Below are 16,452 nucleotides of genomic sequence, written 5' to 3'. Positions count from 1 at the left end.
ATTGCATCCGGGCTACCAATTAAATCCCAAGATAGTCCATCCGCAGACCAAGATCGTCAATCCACAAAGCCGAGTAAGGTGTCTATAACACTGACAAAACAACAATCGGGCCTCAGGTCCCGCGCGGAGAGAACAATGGCCAAGGCAATCCTGCAGTTGATCGACGGTGAATGGCGCGAAAGCCGCGCCCGCGAATTTATCGAAGTCACCGACCCGGCGACCCAGGAAGTGCTGGCGTTGGCCCCCAAGGCCACCGCCGAGGAAATCGAAGCAGCGATTGCCAGTGCCAAGGCAGCGTTTCTCACCTGGCGCGAAGTGCCGGTTTCCGATCGGGCGCGGGTGATGCTGCGCTACCAGCACCTGCTCAAAGAGCATCACGACGAGCTGGCGGAAATCCTCGCAGGGGAAACCGGCAAAACCCTGGCCGATGCCAAGGGCGATGTATGGCGCGGTATTGAGGTGGTGGAACAGGCCTGCAACATCGCCAGCCTGATGATGGGCGAGACCATGGAGAGCGTGGCCCGCGACATCGACACCGCCAGCTGGATTCAGCCGCTGGGCGTATGCGTCGGCGTTACCCCGTTCAACTTCCCGGCGATGATTCCGCTGTGGATGTTTCCCCTGGCCATCGCCGCCGGCAATACCTTTATTCTCAAGCCGTCCGAACAAGACCCACTGACCCCTAACCGCCTGGCCGAGCTGTTTATCGAAGCCGGCGCGCCCAAGGGCGTATTGCAAGTGCTGCACGGCGCCCGCGAGGTGGTCGACAGCCTGCTCACCCACCCGGATATCCGCGCCATCTCCTTCGTCGGCTCGGTGCCGGTTGGTCAGCATATCTACCGCACTGGCACCGCTCACCTGAAGCGCGTACAGGCCTTTGCTGGGGCGAAGAACCATATGGTGATCATGCCCGACGCCAACAAGCAGCAGGTGCTGAGCAACCTGGTGGGCGCCAGTTGCGGCGCGGCCGGGCAGCGTTGCATGGCGATCAGCGTGGCGGTGTTTGTCGGCGAGTCGAAACAGTGGATCGACGAACTGCAGGCGCAGATGGCCGACCTGCAACCCGGCTACTGGACCGACGGGCACGCCGCCTTCGGCCCGCTGATCAGCCAGCAGGCCAAGCAGCGCGTGCTGCGCCTGATCGCCGAAGGTAAAGCCGAAGGCGCCGAATGCCTGCTGGACGGCTCGCACTGCGCAGTCGAAGGCTATCCGAAGGGCAACTGGGTCGGCCCTACCCTGTTCCGCGGCGTTACCGCCAAGATGAGCCTGTACCGCGAGGAAATCTTCGGCCCGGTGCTGGTGTGCATGGAGGTCGATACGCTTGAGGAGGCCATCGAACTGGTCAACGCCAGCCCCTACGGCAACGGCACCTCGATCTTCACCCGCTCCGGCGGCGCGGCGCGGCATTATCAGCATGCAGTGGAAGTCGGTCAGGTCGGCATCAACGTGCCGGTGCCGGTACCGCTGCCGTTCTTCTCCTTTACCGGCTGGAAAGGCTCGTTCTACGGCGACCTGCACGCCTACGGCAAACAGGGCGTGCGCTTCTTCACCGAAACCAAGACCGTCACCAGCCGCTGGTTCGATGAAGACGCCGTGGCCGCCGGATCGCCGGCCGGACCGAACATGACCATTCAGTTGAAATGAGAATGTGTAGCGGCATTGATCCACTGCAATACCCAGCGGTTTAGACCAAAAGACAATGCCTCCCTGCGTGCCAGAGCGTCACAGTGCTCTGGCATAAGAAGAACATGGAGGATTGCAATGAAACGACTGACTGCCACCCTGGCCCTGTGGGCCGGGCTTACCGCCTGCGCGCAGGCTGCTGAGCCGATCACCCTCGGCCTCAACTACCCGCGCACCGGCCCGTACAAGGAAGAAGGATTGGCCCAGATGCGCGGAGCCTTATTGGCCATCGATGAACTCAACGCCCAGGGCGGGGTGCTCGGGCGTCCGTTGCGCCTGTCCAGCAAAGACACCGCGTCGCGCCCGGCCAAGGCAGTGAAGAACGTCGATGCACTGGCCAGCGAAGGCGCGGCCATGCTGTTTGGCGGATCAAGCAGCGCGGTGGCCATCGCCTCCGGCAAGCGTGCGGCGGAGCACGGCCTGCTGTATTTCGGCACCCTCACCTACTCCAACGACACCACCGGTAAAGACGGCCACCGCTACATGTTCCGCGAGTGCAACAACGCCTGGATGAGCGCGCGGGTGCTGGGCCAATACCTGAGCAAGAACCTGCCGGATAAGCGCTACTTCTACATCACCTCCGACTACACCTGGGGCCACACCACCGAAAGCTCGTTGCGCCAGACCACCGGCAGCGAAGACAGCGCCCAGCATCCGGGCCTGAAAGTGACCTTCCCCGGCGCACGCCTGAGTGACTACCAGAACGCCCTAAGCCAAGCGGCGGCCAGCAATGCCGAGGTGCTAGCACTGGTGCTGTTCGGCGAAGACCTGGTGCGCGCCATGCGCATCGCCAAGGACCTGGGCCTGACCGAGCGCATGCAGATCGTGGCGCCCAACCTGACCCAGAGCATGGTCGAGCAAGGCGGCCCCGGTTTGATGGAAGGCGTAATCGGCACCGAACCCTGGACCTGGCGCGTACCGGCGCTGGAGAAATCTGTGCGCGGCGAAGCCTTCGTCAACACCTTCAGCGAACGCTACGCGATGTACCCGTCTAGTTCTGCCGCGTCGGCCTACAGCATCGTCTATCAATGGGCCGATGCCGCCAAACGGGCAAACAGCCTGGACAGCGAAGCGCTGATCAAGGCCCTGGAAGACCATCCGTATCAGCTGCTCAAAGATCAACAAACCTGGCGCGCCTTCGACCACCAAAATCTGCAGACGGTGTATGCCGTCAAAGTTAAAACCCGCGCCGAGGTGCTGAAAGACCCGCTTAAGCAAGACTACTTTGAAATCGTCGATCGCCTCGACGCCACCCAAGCAGCGCCCAGCCTCGCCGAATGGCAGGCCGAACGACGCGCCGCCGGGCAACCCCTGACCCTGCAATGAGGACTTATGGACTTCGAACTCAGCGATGAACAACGCCTGCTGGTAGACAGCGCCCGCCAGTTTGCCAGCCGTGAACTGGCGCCACATGCCGCCGACTGGGACCGTGACCATCACTTCCCGGTGGATGTGATCAAACGCTCCGCCGAACAGGGCTACCTGGCGCTGTATATCCAGGAAGACGACGGTGGACTCGGCCTGTCGCGGCTGTCCGCCTCGCTGATTTTCGAACAACTGTCGGCCGGCTGCATCGCCACTACAGCGTTTCTGACCATCCACAACATGGCCGCGTGGATGCTCGCCTCCTTCGCTGACCAAACGCTGAAAGATGCCTGGCTGCCGCGCCTGGTCAGCGGTGAACTGCTGGCTTCCTACTGCCTCACCGAACCGGATGCCGGCTCCGACGCCGCGCACCTGCGCACGCGCGCTAAGCGCGATGGCGACGACTACGTGCTGGACGGCAGCAAGTGCTTTATCTCCGGCGCCGGCAGCACCGATGTGCTGATCGTTATGGCGCGCACCGGCGAAGAAAGCGGCGCCAAGGGTGTGTCGTGCTTCCTGGTGCCGGCCGACGCCGAGGGCGTGAAATACGGGCGTAACGAATTGAAGATGGGTTGGCGCGCGCAGCCGACCCGCACCATCACCTTTGAAGGCGTGCGCATCCCCGCCGGCAACCGCATCGGGCCTGAGGGCCAGGGCTTTGTTTACGCGATGAAGGGCCTGGATGGCGGGCGCATCAATATCGCCAGCTGCTCGCTGGGGGCGGCACAAGCGGCACTGGAGCAATCGCTGCGCTACGTTGAGGAACGCAAACAGTTCGGCAAGCCGCTGAGTGACTTCCAAGCCCTGCAATTCAAGCTGGCCGACATGCTCACCGATTTAACCGCCAGCCGGCAGATGGTGCGCCTGGCTGCGCACAAGCTGGACCACGGCCACAGCGAAGCCAGCCTGTATTGCGCCATGGCCAAACGCTTTGCCACCGACCACTGTTTCACCCTGTGCAACGAGGCGCTGCAACTTCATGGTGGTTACGGTTATCTGAATGACTACCCGTTGGAGCGCTGGGTGCGCGACAGCCGCGTGCATCAGATTCTGGAAGGCACCAACGAAATTATGCGAGTGATCATCGCCCGCCGCTTGCTCGACCAAGGCGGCATGCTGGATCGTTTGCTCTAACCATGTGGTGTTAAACCTGAAGGCCGCGCTGGCTGACGATGGTGTGACCACCCCCATGCAAAGCGCGGCCCCCAAACAGGTTCTAAATTTATTGCATAGATGAGGACATCGTATGAGCCATGCCATCGAAGCCTACAAAACCGGGGTCTTCGACCTGACCCACAAGATCACCGTGGAAAAGCACGGCCACACGGCCCTGATCACCCTCAATAACCCACCGGCTAACACTTGGGACCGCGACTCACTGATCGGCCTCAAGCAACTGGTCGAGCACCTCAACCACGACGATGACATCTATGCCTTGGTCATCACCGGCCAAGGCGGCAAGTTCTTCAGCGCCGGTGCCGACCTCAAGCTGTTCGCCGATGGTGACAAAGCCCGCGCACGCGAAATGGCCCGACGCTTCGGCGAGGCCTTCGAGGCGCTACGTGATTTCCGCGGTGTATCGATTGCAGCGATCAACGGCTACGCCATGGGCGGCGGCCTGGAATGCGCGCTGGCCTGCGATATCCGCATCGCCGAACGCCAGGCGCAAATGGCCTTGCCAGAAGCCACGGTCGGCCTGCTGCCCTGCGCCGGCGGCACCCAGCACCTGAGCTGGCTGGTCGGCGAAGGTTGGGCCAAACGCATGATCCTCTGCGGCGAACGCGTCGACGCGGAAACCGCCCAGCGCATCGGCCTGGTCGAGCAGGTCGTGGACAGCGGCGAAGCCCGTGGCCATGCCCTGCTGCTGGCGGCCAAAGTGGCGCGGCAAAGCCCGGTGGCGGTGCGCACCATCAAACCGCTGATTCAGGGCGCCCGCGAACGCAGCCCGAACACCTGGCTGAGTGAAGAGCGTGAGCGCTTTGTCGACCTGTTCGACGCCGACGACACCCGCGAAGGGGTCAACGCCTTCCTGGAAAAACGCGACCCGCAGTGGCGTAACAAGTAACTCGCAGACTGGAAAGCCGAATGGCGTTTTCCACCACAGCACCGATCGGTGGATGGGTAAAGCGCCGGCCAGCGCAACGAGAACCGTAGGGTGGATGTCGCTCTTTACATCCACCCTGAACACGCGCAGTGGATGCAACCAGTGCAGCCCCATGATGGAAGCAACGATGAACGTGCAATTTGAAGAACGCCCCGCACAAAACGGTTTCCGCATCGGCATCGCCAGCCTGGATGCCGAGAAGAGCCTCAATGCCCTGTCGCTGCCGATGATCGAAGCGCTGGATGCCAAGCTAAAAACCTGGGCGGACGACCCAAGCATTGCCTGCGTACTGCTGCGCGGCAATGGTCCTAAGGCGTTCTGCGCCGGTGGCGACGTGGTGCAACTGGTGCAGCAGTGCCGCGAACATCCCGGTGAAGTCCCGCCCTTGGCGCGGCGCTTTTTTGCCGATGAATACCGCCTCGATTACCGCATTCACACCTACCCGAAACCCTTTATCTGCTGGGCCCATGGCCATGTGCTGGGCGGCGGCATGGGCCTGATGCAAGGGGCCGGTATTCGCATCGTCACCCCAGGCAGCCGCCTGGGTATGCCGGAAGTGAATATCGGCCTGTACCCGGATGTCGGTGGCAGCTGGTTCCTCGCGCGCCTACCGGGCAAACTCGGCCTGTTTCTCGGCCTGACCGCCAGCAGCATCAACGCACGTGACGCACTGGACCTGAACCTGGCCGACCGTGTGCTGCTCGACAGCCAGCAAGACGACCTGCTCGATGGCCTGGCCCAGCTCAACTGGCAGGACCACAGTGCGCAGCAACTGCACAGTTTGCTCAAAGCCCTGGAAAACCAAGCCTTGGGCGAGCTGCCAGAAGCGCAGTGGCTACCCCGCCGCGCGCGCATTGACCAATTGCTCGACAGTGCTGACCTGCCCCATGCCTGGAATGCCATCAGTGCGCTGCAAGGTGACAGCGACGCGTTGTTGGCCCGCGCCGGCAAAACCCTCGCCGGCGGCTGCCCGCTGACCGGGCACTTGGTCTGGGAGCAAATCAAACGGGCCAAGCATCAATCGCTGGCCGAAGTGTTCCGTATGGAATACGCCATGAGTCTGAACTGCTGCCGTCACTCGGAATTCCCCGAAGGCGTTCGCGCCCGCCTGATCGACAAAGACCAAACACCACACTGGCACTGGCCGGATGTGGCCAGCGTGCCCGCGCAAGTGATCGATGCCCACTTCGCCCCCGTCTGGGAAGGTGAACACCCGCTGGCGGACCTATAACCGACAACAGCGTGCAGTGCGTAGGGTGGATGACGCCGTTTTCATCCACCGATAAAACCGCAGCCGTGGATGGGTGAAGCGTCATCCACCCGACACCTGACGCACCCCACAAGGAGAACAATAACAATGACCACAATCGCGTTTATCGGCCTCGGTCACATGGGCCTGCCCATGGCGCGCAACCTGCTCAAGGCCGGCTTCGCCCTTAAAGTTTTCGACCTGGTACAAGCAGCCATGGATGAGCTGGCCGCTGAAGGCGCGCGGGCGGCCAGCAGCGCGCTTGAGGCCGTTCAGGGTGCGCAGGTGGTGGTCAGCATGCTGCCCGCCAGCCGCCATGTTGAAGGTTTGTACCTGGGTGATAACGGCCTGTTAACCGTACTCAAGCCCGGCACGCTGGTGCTGGAATGTTCAACCATCGCCCCGCAGGCTGCACGCAAGGTGCATCAGGCTGCAGCCGCGCGCGGCATCGAGCTGCTCGACGCCCCCGTATCCGGCGGCACAGCCGGCGCAGCAGCCGGCACCCTGACCTTTATGATCGGCGGCGCAGAAGCCACGCTGGAAAAAGCCCGAGCAATCTTCGAGGCCATGGGTAAGAACATCTTCCATGCTGGCCCCAATGGCGCCGGGCAAGTGGCCAAGGTGTGCAACAACCAGGTGCTGGCGGTGCAGATGATTGCCACCGCCGAAGCCATGGCCATGGGCGTGGCCAACGGCCTGGAGCCCGCAGTGCTGGCCGAGATCATGCGCCAGAGTTCAGGCGGCAACTGGACGCTGGAGAAGTACAACCCCTGGCCCGGCGTGATGGAGAATGCCCCGGCGTCCAAAGGCTACAGCGGCGGCTTTATGGCCGAGCTGATGACCAAGGACCTCGGCCTGGCCCAGGAAACCGCCCAAGCCAGCGGCAGCAGCACGCCCATGGGCGCGCTGGCGTTGCAGCTTTATCGCCTGCTGCTCAAGCAAGGCAAGGGCAAACAGGATTTTTCGGTGGTGCAGCAACTGTTTGTCGAATTGAATAGCCCCTAGTTTCGTAGACACCTCCAGGCCTCATAATACGGCCCAATAGGAGGTGCCATGAGCAACCCGCGCTATCCCGAAGAATTCAAAATCGAAGCAGTCAAACAGGTGACCGAGCGAGGTCTGCTGGTGGCTGAGGTAGCTGCTCGTTTGGGCATGTCGACACACAGCCTTTACGCCTGGGTAAAGCGCTACAGCAAGCCTCAAGAGCTGCGAGCGCAAGAAGACGACCAGCATGCTGAACTGCGTCGTTTGCGCGCTGAACTCAAGCGTGTGACTGAAGAGCGAGACATCCTAAAAAACTGCCTCCCCGGCGCTCCGCGGCCCACTGGACTAGAAACACGACCAATACACTGAGTCCGCTGGACAGTGGTCGTCTGCTTTTTGGAGGCTAAGTCCCCGTCAAAAAACCTGACCCAGGGGAAGCTGCGGACCCGTTAGTGGTGGCACGTTTCGTGACCCTGTTTAGGAATGTGATTCGATCCGAGTCCCCGTCCAGCATTTCTTGTGTTGGAGGGTGCTCATGAAGAAAATCAGTTCAGAAAGTCACGGCCTGCCGGTCATTCATAGCCGTGCAGCTGGCATCGACATCGGCTCGCGCTTCCATGTGGTAGCCGTGCCAGCCGACCTCGCTGAGGCGTCAGTGCGAACCTTCCAGGCATTTACTGCCGACCTGGAAAGGATGGCTGATTGGCTGGTCGATCTTGGGATTACCACAGTGGCAATGGAGTCGACCGGGGTGTATTGGATTCCGGTCTACGAAATTCTGGAAACCCACGTCCTGCATGTCGTGCTGGCCAATGCACGGGACGCCCGTGCAGTACCTGGACGCAAAACCGACGTTAACGATGCACAGTGGATTCAGCGGTTACATGCCTGCGGGTTGCTGCGTGCTAGCTTCCATCCTGATCGAGAGATCGCGGCGTTACGCAGTTATCTGCGTTTACGAGCACGGCACCTCGATTACGCGGCTGCGCATATCCAGCATATGCAGAAGGCGCTCACCCACATGAATCTGCAACTGCATCATGTGGTGTCTGACGTCACCGGAGTCACTGGGATGCGGATCATCCGAGCCATTGTCGCTGGCGAGCGAAACCCGACTAAATTGGCAACCATGCGCGATACCCGCTGCAAGTCCAGCCCCGAGGTTATCCAGAGTGCCTTGGTCGGCAACTACCAGCCGGAGCATGTTTTTGCTCTGGCGCAAGCGCTGGCCATGTACGACGCTTATTAGGTGCAGCTTGAGGTCTGCGACCAACAAATTGATCAGAGTCTGCTGCGGCTCTCCCAGCAAAAGTCCCCACCCAGCGAGCCCCTATCGAAGCCATGTCACCGTACTCGGCAGCCGAATGCGCTCAATTTCGACGTCCGCTCCTTGCTCTAATCAGTTGGTCGGCGTCGACCTGACTCAAATCCACGGCATCGGTCCCTACTTGGCACTGCGGTTGGTCGCTGAGTGCGGTACCGATCTGAGTCGTTGGCGTACTGCCCACCACTTTACCTCCTGGCTGACCTTGGCACCTGGGTGCCGTATTAGCGGCGGTAAGGTGCTCTCGGCTCACACTCGCAAGACCAAGAATCGAGTCACGGCTCATCTCCGGTTAGCGGCGGTAACCATTGGCAGGACGAACACAGCGTTGGGCGCTTTTTATCGGCGCTTGTCGGCTCGTATCGGCAAGGCCAAGGCGGTAACAGCGACTGCCCGCAAGATTGCCATCCTGTTCTACAACGCGATGCGTTTCGGCATGGCTTACCAGGATCCTGGAGCCGATCACTATGAGCAGAAGTATTGGGAGCGAATGGTTAAGGGATTGCACCGCAGGACAGCCGAGTTTAGCTTCACACTACAGGCCGTCGAAGGTGTTTCTTAGGAAGGCCGCCGCGTACTTTGCCAAAGAGTGCGGCTGAAGCACGCCTTTATCAATCAGCTATCCGTGGATTACCCGGTTCGCCGTCTGTGCCTGACACTGAAAGTACACTCCAGCGGTTACTACGCCTGGCTGGCTGAACCGAAGTCAGCGCGCGCCCTGGATGATCAGCGACTGCTGGGTTTGATCAAACACTCTTGGCTGGAAAGCGGTTGTGTCTTCGGCTACCGAAAAGTCTATGAGGACCTGCGTGAGCTTGGAGAGCCGTGCGGCAGGAATCGAGTTGCTCGATTAATGCGTCAGGAAGGACTGCGTTCGCAGACGGGTTACCGACGTCGACCGGGGCGTTATGGTGGCAAGCCTCCAGTCGCTTCGCCGAATCACCTGGAGCGGCGATTCAATGTCACCGAACCCAACAAACTCTGGGTCACGGACATAACCTACATCCGCACCTACGAGGGCTGGTTGTTTTTGGCGGTGGTGCTTGATCTGTTTTCGCGACAGGTCATTGGCTGATCGATGAAACCGCAGATGACGAGTGATCTAGCCATTGATGCATTGCTGATGGCGGTTTGGCGGCGTAAGCCAAAGCAAGAGGTGATGATTTAATCAGATCAGGGGAGTCAGTTCACTGAGCTATGCCCCTCGCCACCTCATTAAAAAAACGAGAAGTCTGTATGCCCTTGGGCATACTTTAACGCAACTGATTGAACAGGCTTAAACTAGCAATCTTCACGTAGCTCTGCTGCGATGCTTCTAGGATGATCGACTGGAACGACAACCTCGACAGCGCTTCGGGGTAATCCAGCTCACGTAGATCAGCCTGAATACCCTTGTTCACAAGGGCAACATCTTCGTTGTCAGTTTGAGTTGTTTCGATGACGTTGAGCCGCGCGCCGATGGCGCCGCGCACGCTGTCGACATTAATCATGCCGTTATCCAAGTTGGTTAGACCGACTGCGACGCTGTCGCGGATCTGCGCGTCGGTGCTAGCGGGATTTTCCAAAGTGCGGCGCAGAGTGGCAATGGTATCAAGGATGCCTTGCTTCTGGCGTGTCGTGTCGACGGTGACCTGCATATTTTCACCGCCTACCGCGTTACCGTCGAACAGAATGCTGACCCCACGGAATACCAGCTGGTCGCTGGTATCCGGGTCGTCGTCGAGGGTGCCGTTGGCCAATACCGGTGCCGGCGCGGCAGCGCCTATCTCGAAAACTTCGTAGCTGTTGGCGTCGGGGTTACCGAAGATAATTTCTACGCCCGCCTCGGGAAAGGGTGGGTTACCGCCGAAGGCGACTTCATCCTGCACAAGGGGAGCCGAGGCACGCAGGGTCGAGCCCGGTGCGCCGGTAAGATCCAGCGCACCGTCCAAGCGACCTGCGTTGACGATGTTTTGGAAAATCGCTTTGCCGCTGTCACTGATTGGCACCTGCAGAGAGCTGGCGATCTGCAGCTTGCGCTGACCTTCATCACCTTGATAACTGTAAGAGCCGTCTGCATCTCGGACAAAGGCTTGGGTTTTGCCCTGAAATCCGGAGAACAGGTATTCGCCTCGCGCATTGCGTGTGTTGGTCAGGGCGAATAACTCCTCCTCGCGCTCACCTAGCTCGGCAGCAATAGAAGCTCGGTCTTCCTTGCTCAGCGCACCATTCCCGGCTTGCACGGTCAGTTCGCGCACTCGCTGCAGGACAGTGTTGACCGAGTTGAGGGTAACCTCTTCCTGAGTCAGGCTACTGTTGGCCGCCGTCAGGTTCTCGTTGTATTGCCCCAGCACGCTCTGCTGCTGCTCGAGCTGCAGCAAACGTACCGAGGCAACCGGATCATCTGCAGGCGTGAGAATACGATTGCCGGTGCTGATTTGCTCTTGCGTACGAGTTACGTCGGCATAGTTGCGCTGCAGGCCGGTAACGCCGTTGTTGAAGGCCTGGATGGTAGAAATGCGCATAAAACTTACCTCGTGGATGTTCTGGCAGCGCCCGCTGTACGTTATCTAATCATCGGTGGACTGACGCATTTACATCTACCTGAAGGCACCGATCAGGGTATCAAACAACGAGCGCGCCACTTGGATGACCTGCGCCGACGCATTGTAGTACTGCTCAAACTTGATCAGGTTAGCGGCTTCTTCGTCGAGATTTACAGCCGACAGCGAATCACGGTTATCGGTCGCCTGCTTGAGTATAGCGGTGGTCGCTAGGCTATCTTGTCGTGCCTGGGCAGTTAGAGTTCCTACACGCTCGACCGTATCACCATAGCTGTCGACAAAACTGCTGCCGGTACTGGCTCCCACAATGGCCGGATCAACCCCTATCGTGGCTTTGCTTTGCAAGTCAGCCAGGGCCAGAGCATTGCGGTTATCCGAGACGCCATTACGGTTGAATGACAGGTTGAAGGTATCGCCATTTTCCGGGCGCCCGCTCAGGGACATACGCAGCCGACTGCCGTCGCTCAACACCAGCTCATAGGTATTTTGCTGGCCCGCCTGAAAGGTTGCAGGGGTCGCTGCAGTGCCGTCGTTGGGATTGATACGCGTCAGTGTGGCACCTGCCGGCACGGTAAAGTCTGAGGTCGCCGAGTTGAACGTAAGGGTAACCGGCAGCGCTGCCTGTAACGTGGTGGGGTCGATATTAGTACCCGTACTTTGCAACGTCGGCTGGCCAATGGTCGCAGTGCCGCGGTTCTGGACATTGCTATCTGCACGTACTGGCGAGGCAAACGCAAGCTGATCAGGCTGATCAAGCACTGCACTTATGGCTGTCGCTCCGCGCCGTGTAGGCTGGAGTAAGTAGCGATCATCAGCTGCCGGCGCTGAGTTTAGAGCAACCTCAAAACCTTGATCACGACCACTGGCATCGGTGAAGCTCAGCGCTGCCGGGTAGGTGCCTGGTGGATTAGGGTTGACGACCAGAGTCGCACCATCACTTAGACGCCTTGCAGAATACTGCGTGCCATCGAACTCCAGACGATAGTCGCTAGTGGTCAGTATGCTGGTATCGGTAATGTTCAAGGCAGGCTGAACGTTGCTCGTGTTGCTGCTGAAGGCACGCACCCGCAGTTGCGCGGTTGCTGGGTCATTGAAATCGCCAAACAGCGCCGTACCTACTTGCCCCTTTAGATCCAACCCCTGCCCCAACTGGGTGTTGACTTGGTCTGTCACTGCAAGGGCCAAACGTCCCAGTGAGTTGAGCGTGGGATCAAGGCTCTCGGCGCGGTAGCGAATCAAGCCGCCCAGCTCGCCCCCAGTTAGCAGCGACGTGACACCCTGGCGCGCGCCGCCGCTGACAAACTCGACCTCCGCTCGGGTCGGATCGCCCTGCCCTGGCACCACTTGCAGGCTGTTGCTGTTGCTCCCCACCACCAACGGTTGGCCGGAGCCGACGAACAGGTTGATGGTGTTGTCATCCTGCGGCACGGCGGTTACGCCGATAAAGGTGGAAAGCTGACGGATGGCTTCATCACGGCCGTCCAGCAGGTCGTTGGGCTGCGCACCGTTGGCGCCGGCAATAGCGATGGCATCGTTATAACTGGCTATCGATGTAGCCAAACGGTTGACCTGATCGGTTACCGCTGACATTTGTTTATTGATGAACTGATTTTGATCATTGATGCGGTCGTAGACCGTGTTAAAGCGCTTGGCCAAGCCTTCCGCTTCAGACAATACCAGTTGCCGGGCAGGGATATTCGCAGGGTCTTCGGCCGCTGTTTGTAACGCCGAAAAGAGCTTTTGCAGAGCCGGCGTAATGCCGGTGGTTGAACCGGCAAGCAGCGAATCCAGTTGCTCGATCTGGCTTTTGTACGCGCTTACATCGCTGCTGAGCGCCGTGCTACTGCGCACCTGAGCGCTCAGAAACTCACTGTAGCTGCGGCGAATGTCGACCAGCGTGGTGCCCGAGCCAATAAAGCCTGCGCCACTGAATTGCGGCACACGCGTGGCCTGCACCGTGTCCTGCCGCGAGAAACCCGGCGTATTGACGTTGGTGATGTTGTGGCCAGTGACGGCCAGCGAGGTTTTGTTCGCTGACAAGCCGGAGAGGCCAATATTGAGGAGATCAGCCATGGTTCATCATCCGTTGGTGGACGGCGTACTGACGGCCGCAACTGTTTGATAGGTCTGCATCTGCCGGGCGATCTGGGCGATCTTGCGGGCGTATTGCGGGTCGGTGGCGTAGCCGGCCTTCTGCAACTCGCGGGCAAACTGCTCGGGCTTATCGGTGCTTGCCAGGGCTTTCTCGTAGCGGCCATTACCCTGCAGGAAGCTCACGTAATCGTTAAAGCTGTGCTCGAACGATTCATAGGCACGAAACGAGGCGGCTTCCTTGACGGCTTTGCCGCCTTTGAATTCGGTGGTCAGCACGCGCGCCGAATCGCCTTCCCAGGTGTTGTGGGTCTTGATGCCAAACAGGTTGTGGCTGCTGCTGCCGTCTTGCTGACGAATGATCGACTTGCCCCAGCCCGTTTCCAACGCGGCCTGAGCCACTAGGTAGCGCGGGTCGACGCCAATCTTGTCGGCGGCCTTCTCGGCCATGGGCAACATGGCGGCGATAAATTCATCCTTCGAGCCAAAAGCCGCCTTACCTGGCGCCAACGGTGGCTGGGCAATGCGGCGGCCGGTGATGGCGTCAGTGCCGTTTAAGCCTACCGCCGTGTCAGTTGGGGCGGCAAACGCCTTAGCCGGAATCCAGTCGTTTTGCGCCAACGGCTGGCCCTCGGCGGCAGTGGCGGACGGCACAATGCCGGCCAGCAGGCGATCGGTCAGCTTACCGGGCAGGGACAAGCGCCGCTGGTTGAGCAGCGAGCTGTCGTCACGACTGTTCTCAACCTGAGCCAGTGGCTTGGTGGGTGCACTCGGCACCGGCTCATCGACTTGGGCGAATGGGTTGGGCCGGCTGTCGGCATCCTTCATCTTCGACATCTGCCGCACCAACACGTCGGCCAGGCCGATGCCGTTCTGGTGGTTGGACAAGGTGACCGACAGCTGCTGGTCGTGCATGTCCTGGTAGGTTTTGCTCTCGTTGCTGTTCATGAAGTTGCCTTCACCAAACGCCTCGTTGGCCGAGCGCATGGCTTTGAGCATTTCATTGAGAAACAGTGACTCAAATTCTTGAGCCACTTTTTTGATGTTCTTTTCGCTGTCGCCGCCGACTTTGAACTGCTGCAAACGGCCCAAATCGTTATAGGCACCGCTGTCTACGGCACTTTTGCCACCGCCGAGCAAACCGGCTGAGAGTCGAGAGTCCATAGCGTACGCTCCCTTAAATCACAATCAGGTCAGCCTGCAGAGCGCCGGCTTGTTTCAGCGCCTCCAGGATGGCCATAAGGTCGGAAGGCGATGCGCCTACCTGATTCACCGCGCGGACGATTTCGTCCAGCGTGGTGCCCGGGCCGAACTTGAACATCGGCTTCAATTCCTCATCAGCGTTGACCTTGGAGCGAGGCACCACCGCCGTTTGGCCGCCGGACAAAGCATCCGGCTGGCTGACAATCGGGTCTTCGGTGATGGTCACAGTCAGGCTGCCGTGGGTTACGGCGGCCGGCTGCACGCGCACGTTCTGGCCAATCACGATGGTGCCGGTGCGCGAGTTGATGATGACCTTGGCGACGGCTTGGCCGATCTCGACTTCAAGGTTTTCCAAAATCGACAAGTAATCGACGCGCTGACCTGGATCGAGCGGTGCGCTGACGCGAATTGAGCCGCCGTCGACGGCTTGAGCGACGCCAGGGCCAAGCAGTTCGTTGATATGGTCGACGATATTCTTGGCAGTGGTGAAATCGGGCCGATTGAGATTAAGCGTCAGGGTATTGCCCTGATCAAAACCGCTTGGCACCGGCCGTTCAACTGTCGCACCGCCGGGAATGCGCCCCGCTGAGGGCACGTTGACGGTAATCCGCGAGCCGTCGCCGCCTTCGGCGTCAAAACCGCCGACCACCAAGTTACCTTGGGCAATCGCATAGACGTTGCCATCAATGCCCTTGAGCGGCGTCATCAGCAGGCTGCCGCCACGCAGGCTTTTGGCGTTACCAATAGAGGACACGGTGATGTCGATGGTCTGACCGGGCTTGGCGAATGCCGGCAAGTCAGCGTGGATCGACACCGCGGCAACGTTCTTCAACTGTACGTTGCCACCGGCCGGCACCTTGATGCCGAACTGCGCCATCATGTTATTGAAGGTTTGCACGGTGAACGGCGTTTGAGTGGTTTGGTCGCCACTGCCGTTAAGCCCCACCACCAAGCCATAGCCGATCAACTGGTTGCTGCGTACGCCCTGAATACTGGCCAGGTCTTTGAGCCGTTCAGCCTGGGCCATTGATGCCAGCAACAGTGCAGCAGCAGCGATGAGGTATTGACGAAGCGTCATGGTGGCCATCCTCAGAACGGCCACATTGGGCTAAGAAAGAAACGGCTCATCCAGCCCGGCTGCGAAGCATCGGCAAACGCGCCAGTGCCCGAGTAGGTGATGCGCGCATCGGCAATGCGGGTCGAGGACACGGTGTTGTCGGTGGCAATGTCATCGGCGCGAACCAGGCCGGCGATCCGTACCAACTCATCGCCGGTATTCAGGGTCATCCACTTCTCACCGCGCACCAGCAGCACGCCGTTGGGCATCACTTCAGCCACCGACACAGTAATCGAACCGGTGAGGCTGTTGCTCTGCCCCGCCGCACCGGAACCATCCGCCGAGCGCGTGGCATCAAAACTGGCATCCAGACCGAGGGTGTCATTGGTCATACCCAATGCGCTAAGACCTGCTAACGGGTTTTTCGGTGATACGGCCATGCCAAACAGGTTCGGCACGCCAAGGTTGGCCGAGCTGTCTTTACTGACCTGGCTGTTGCTGTTCTTACTGGCTTGGGTGCGCTCGTTGAGGGTGATGGTGATGATGTCACCCACCCGGTAAGCCTTGCGGTCGCCGAATAGGCCATTCTCAAAACCGGCTTGGTAAATCGAGCCGTTGTTCTGCGCCGCAGGCAACGGCGTGCGCGGCATTACCGGCGCGTAATAGGGATCGTCCGGCTTAGGCGCGGGCGCCATGCAGCCGCTCAAAGCCAGCGGGCCAAGCAGTGCACTTATGATCATCAGCCGGTTCATATCTACTACCTCATGCGTTGCCTGGGGTGACGTGTTTGAGTGAGCCACGCCTACCCGTCCAAGCGATTCCTTACTGTTAGCAGGATCAAGCCAGCCG

The 16,452-nt window shown here is 59.9% G+C and carries 11 protein-coding genes and 3 pseudogenes; 9 read left to right on the top strand and 5 right to left on the bottom strand.

Going from position 1 to position 16,452, the window contains the following annotated elements; translation table 11 throughout:
* The first annotated feature begins 135 nt into the window (after nt 1-135).
* The 9 genes and pseudogenes from AC0J6G_RS03510 to AC0J6G_RS03470 all read left to right on the top strand — a co-directional run.
* Nucleotides 136-1,644 carry a CoA-acylating methylmalonate-semialdehyde dehydrogenase gene (locus AC0J6G_RS03510; RefSeq protein WP_475251334.1) on the top strand — a complete coding sequence of 503 codons (1,509 nt, stop codon included), beginning with the start codon at nt 136-138 and terminating at the stop codon, nt 1,642-1,644.
* Between the two features lie 117 nt (nt 1,645-1,761).
* The gene (locus AC0J6G_RS03505) at nt 1,762-3,009 is read left to right on the top strand and encodes a substrate-binding protein (protein WP_475251332.1); all 1,248 of its coding nucleotides are present in this window, start codon (nt 1,762-1,764) and stop codon (nt 3,007-3,009) included.
* Nucleotides 3,010-3,015: 6 nt separating this feature from the next.
* Nucleotides 3,016-4,182 carry an isobutyryl-CoA dehydrogenase gene (locus AC0J6G_RS03500; RefSeq protein WP_475251330.1) on the top strand — a complete coding sequence of 389 codons (1,167 nt, stop codon included), beginning with the start codon at nt 3,016-3,018 and terminating at the stop codon, nt 4,180-4,182.
* 112 nt (nt 4,183-4,294) lie between these two features.
* Nucleotides 4,295-5,113: an enoyl-CoA hydratase gene (locus AC0J6G_RS03495; RefSeq protein WP_475251328.1), complete on the top strand. Its 819-nt coding sequence runs from the start codon at nt 4,295-4,297 to the stop codon at nt 5,111-5,113.
* A 166-nt stretch (nt 5,114-5,279) separates the two neighbouring features.
* Nucleotides 5,280-6,383 (top strand): enoyl-CoA hydratase/isomerase family protein, encoded by a 1,104-nt coding sequence (locus tag AC0J6G_RS03490; RefSeq protein WP_475251326.1) that lies wholly within the window; start codon nt 5,280-5,282, stop codon nt 6,381-6,383.
* A gap of 126 nt (nt 6,384-6,509) precedes the next feature.
* On the top strand, nt 6,510-7,406 hold the full coding sequence (gene mmsB, locus AC0J6G_RS03485) for a 3-hydroxyisobutyrate dehydrogenase (protein WP_475251324.1): 897 nt from the start codon (nt 6,510-6,512) through the stop codon (nt 7,404-7,406).
* A gap of 48 nt (nt 7,407-7,454) precedes the next feature.
* A pseudogene (locus tag AC0J6G_RS03480) lies at nt 7,455-7,697 on the top strand (transposase); the annotation flags it as partial.
* Nucleotides 7,698-7,920: 223 nt separating this feature from the next.
* Nucleotides 7,921-9,271: pseudogene (locus AC0J6G_RS03475) on the top strand (IS110 family RNA-guided transposase).
* Nucleotides 9,272-9,874 (top strand): annotated as a pseudogene (locus tag AC0J6G_RS03470) (IS3 family transposase); the annotation flags it as partial.
* An 88-nt stretch (nt 9,875-9,962) separates the two neighbouring features.
* Here AC0J6G_RS03470 and flgL read toward each other — a convergent pair.
* The 5 genes from flgL to flgH all read right to left on the bottom strand — a co-directional run bounded on the left by flgL (nt 9,963) and on the right by flgH (nt 16,355).
* Complete coding sequence (flgL, locus tag AC0J6G_RS03465) at nt 9,963-11,213, bottom strand: flagellar hook-associated protein FlgL (protein ID WP_475251322.1); 1,251 nt, start codon at nt 11,211-11,213, stop codon at nt 9,963-9,965.
* Nucleotides 11,214-11,288: 75 nt separating this feature from the next.
* Nucleotides 11,289-13,325 (bottom strand): flagellar hook-associated protein FlgK, encoded by a 2,037-nt coding sequence (flgK, locus tag AC0J6G_RS03460; RefSeq protein ID WP_475251320.1) that lies wholly within the window; start codon nt 13,323-13,325, stop codon nt 11,289-11,291.
* A gap of 6 nt (nt 13,326-13,331) precedes the next feature.
* Nucleotides 13,332-14,507 (bottom strand): flagellar assembly peptidoglycan hydrolase FlgJ, encoded by a 1,176-nt coding sequence (gene flgJ / locus AC0J6G_RS03455; RefSeq protein WP_475251318.1) that lies wholly within the window; start codon nt 14,505-14,507, stop codon nt 13,332-13,334.
* Nucleotides 14,508-14,520: 13 nt separating this feature from the next.
* Complete coding sequence (locus tag AC0J6G_RS03450) at nt 14,521-15,624, bottom strand: flagellar basal body P-ring protein FlgI (protein ID WP_475251316.1); 1,104 nt, start codon at nt 15,622-15,624, stop codon at nt 14,521-14,523.
* An 11-nt stretch (nt 15,625-15,635) separates the two neighbouring features.
* Nucleotides 15,636-16,355 carry a flagellar basal body L-ring protein FlgH gene (gene flgH / locus AC0J6G_RS03445; RefSeq protein WP_475251314.1) on the bottom strand — a complete coding sequence of 240 codons (720 nt, stop codon included), beginning with the start codon at nt 16,353-16,355 and terminating at the stop codon, nt 15,636-15,638.
* Nucleotides 16,356-16,452: the final 97 nt, after the last annotated feature.

The sequence above is a fragment of the Pseudomonas sp. TS_SC_3 genome, from assembly GCF_056156225.1.
Note: the sequence above shows the minus strand (reverse complement) of the source record. Positions and strands in the feature narration are given on the sequence as shown.

What these genes read in the sequence shown, in the direction of transcription:
- AC0J6G_RS03510 (WP_475251334.1), top strand. Translation starts at nt 136, where the DNA reads ATGGCCAAGGCAATCCTGCAGTTGATCGACGGTGAATGGCGCGAAAGC.
- AC0J6G_RS03505 (WP_475251332.1), top strand. Translation starts at nt 1,762, where the DNA reads ATGAAACGACTGACTGCCACCCTGGCCCTGTGGGCCGGGCTTACCGCC.
- AC0J6G_RS03500 (WP_475251330.1), top strand. Translation starts at nt 3,016, where the DNA reads ATGGACTTCGAACTCAGCGATGAACAACGCCTGCTGGTAGACAGCGCC.
- AC0J6G_RS03495 (WP_475251328.1), top strand. Translation starts at nt 4,295, where the DNA reads ATGAGCCATGCCATCGAAGCCTACAAAACCGGGGTCTTCGACCTGACC.
- AC0J6G_RS03490 (WP_475251326.1), top strand. Translation starts at nt 5,280, where the DNA reads ATGAACGTGCAATTTGAAGAACGCCCCGCACAAAACGGTTTCCGCATC.
- mmsB (WP_475251324.1), top strand. Translation starts at nt 6,510, where the DNA reads ATGACCACAATCGCGTTTATCGGCCTCGGTCACATGGGCCTGCCCATG.
- flgL (WP_475251322.1), bottom strand. Translation starts at nt 11,213, where the DNA reads ATGCGCATTTCTACCATCCAGGCCTTCAACAACGGCGTTACCGGCCTG.
- flgK (WP_475251320.1), bottom strand. Translation starts at nt 13,325, where the DNA reads ATGGCTGATCTCCTCAATATTGGCCTCTCCGGCTTGTCAGCGAACAAA.
- flgJ (WP_475251318.1), bottom strand. Translation starts at nt 14,507, where the DNA reads ATGGACTCTCGACTCTCAGCCGGTTTGCTCGGCGGTGGCAAAAGTGCC.
- AC0J6G_RS03450 (WP_475251316.1), bottom strand. Translation starts at nt 15,624, where the DNA reads ATGACGCTTCGTCAATACCTCATCGCTGCTGCTGCACTGTTGCTGGCA.
- flgH (WP_475251314.1), bottom strand. Translation starts at nt 16,355, where the DNA reads ATGAACCGGCTGATGATCATAAGTGCACTGCTTGGCCCGCTGGCTTTG.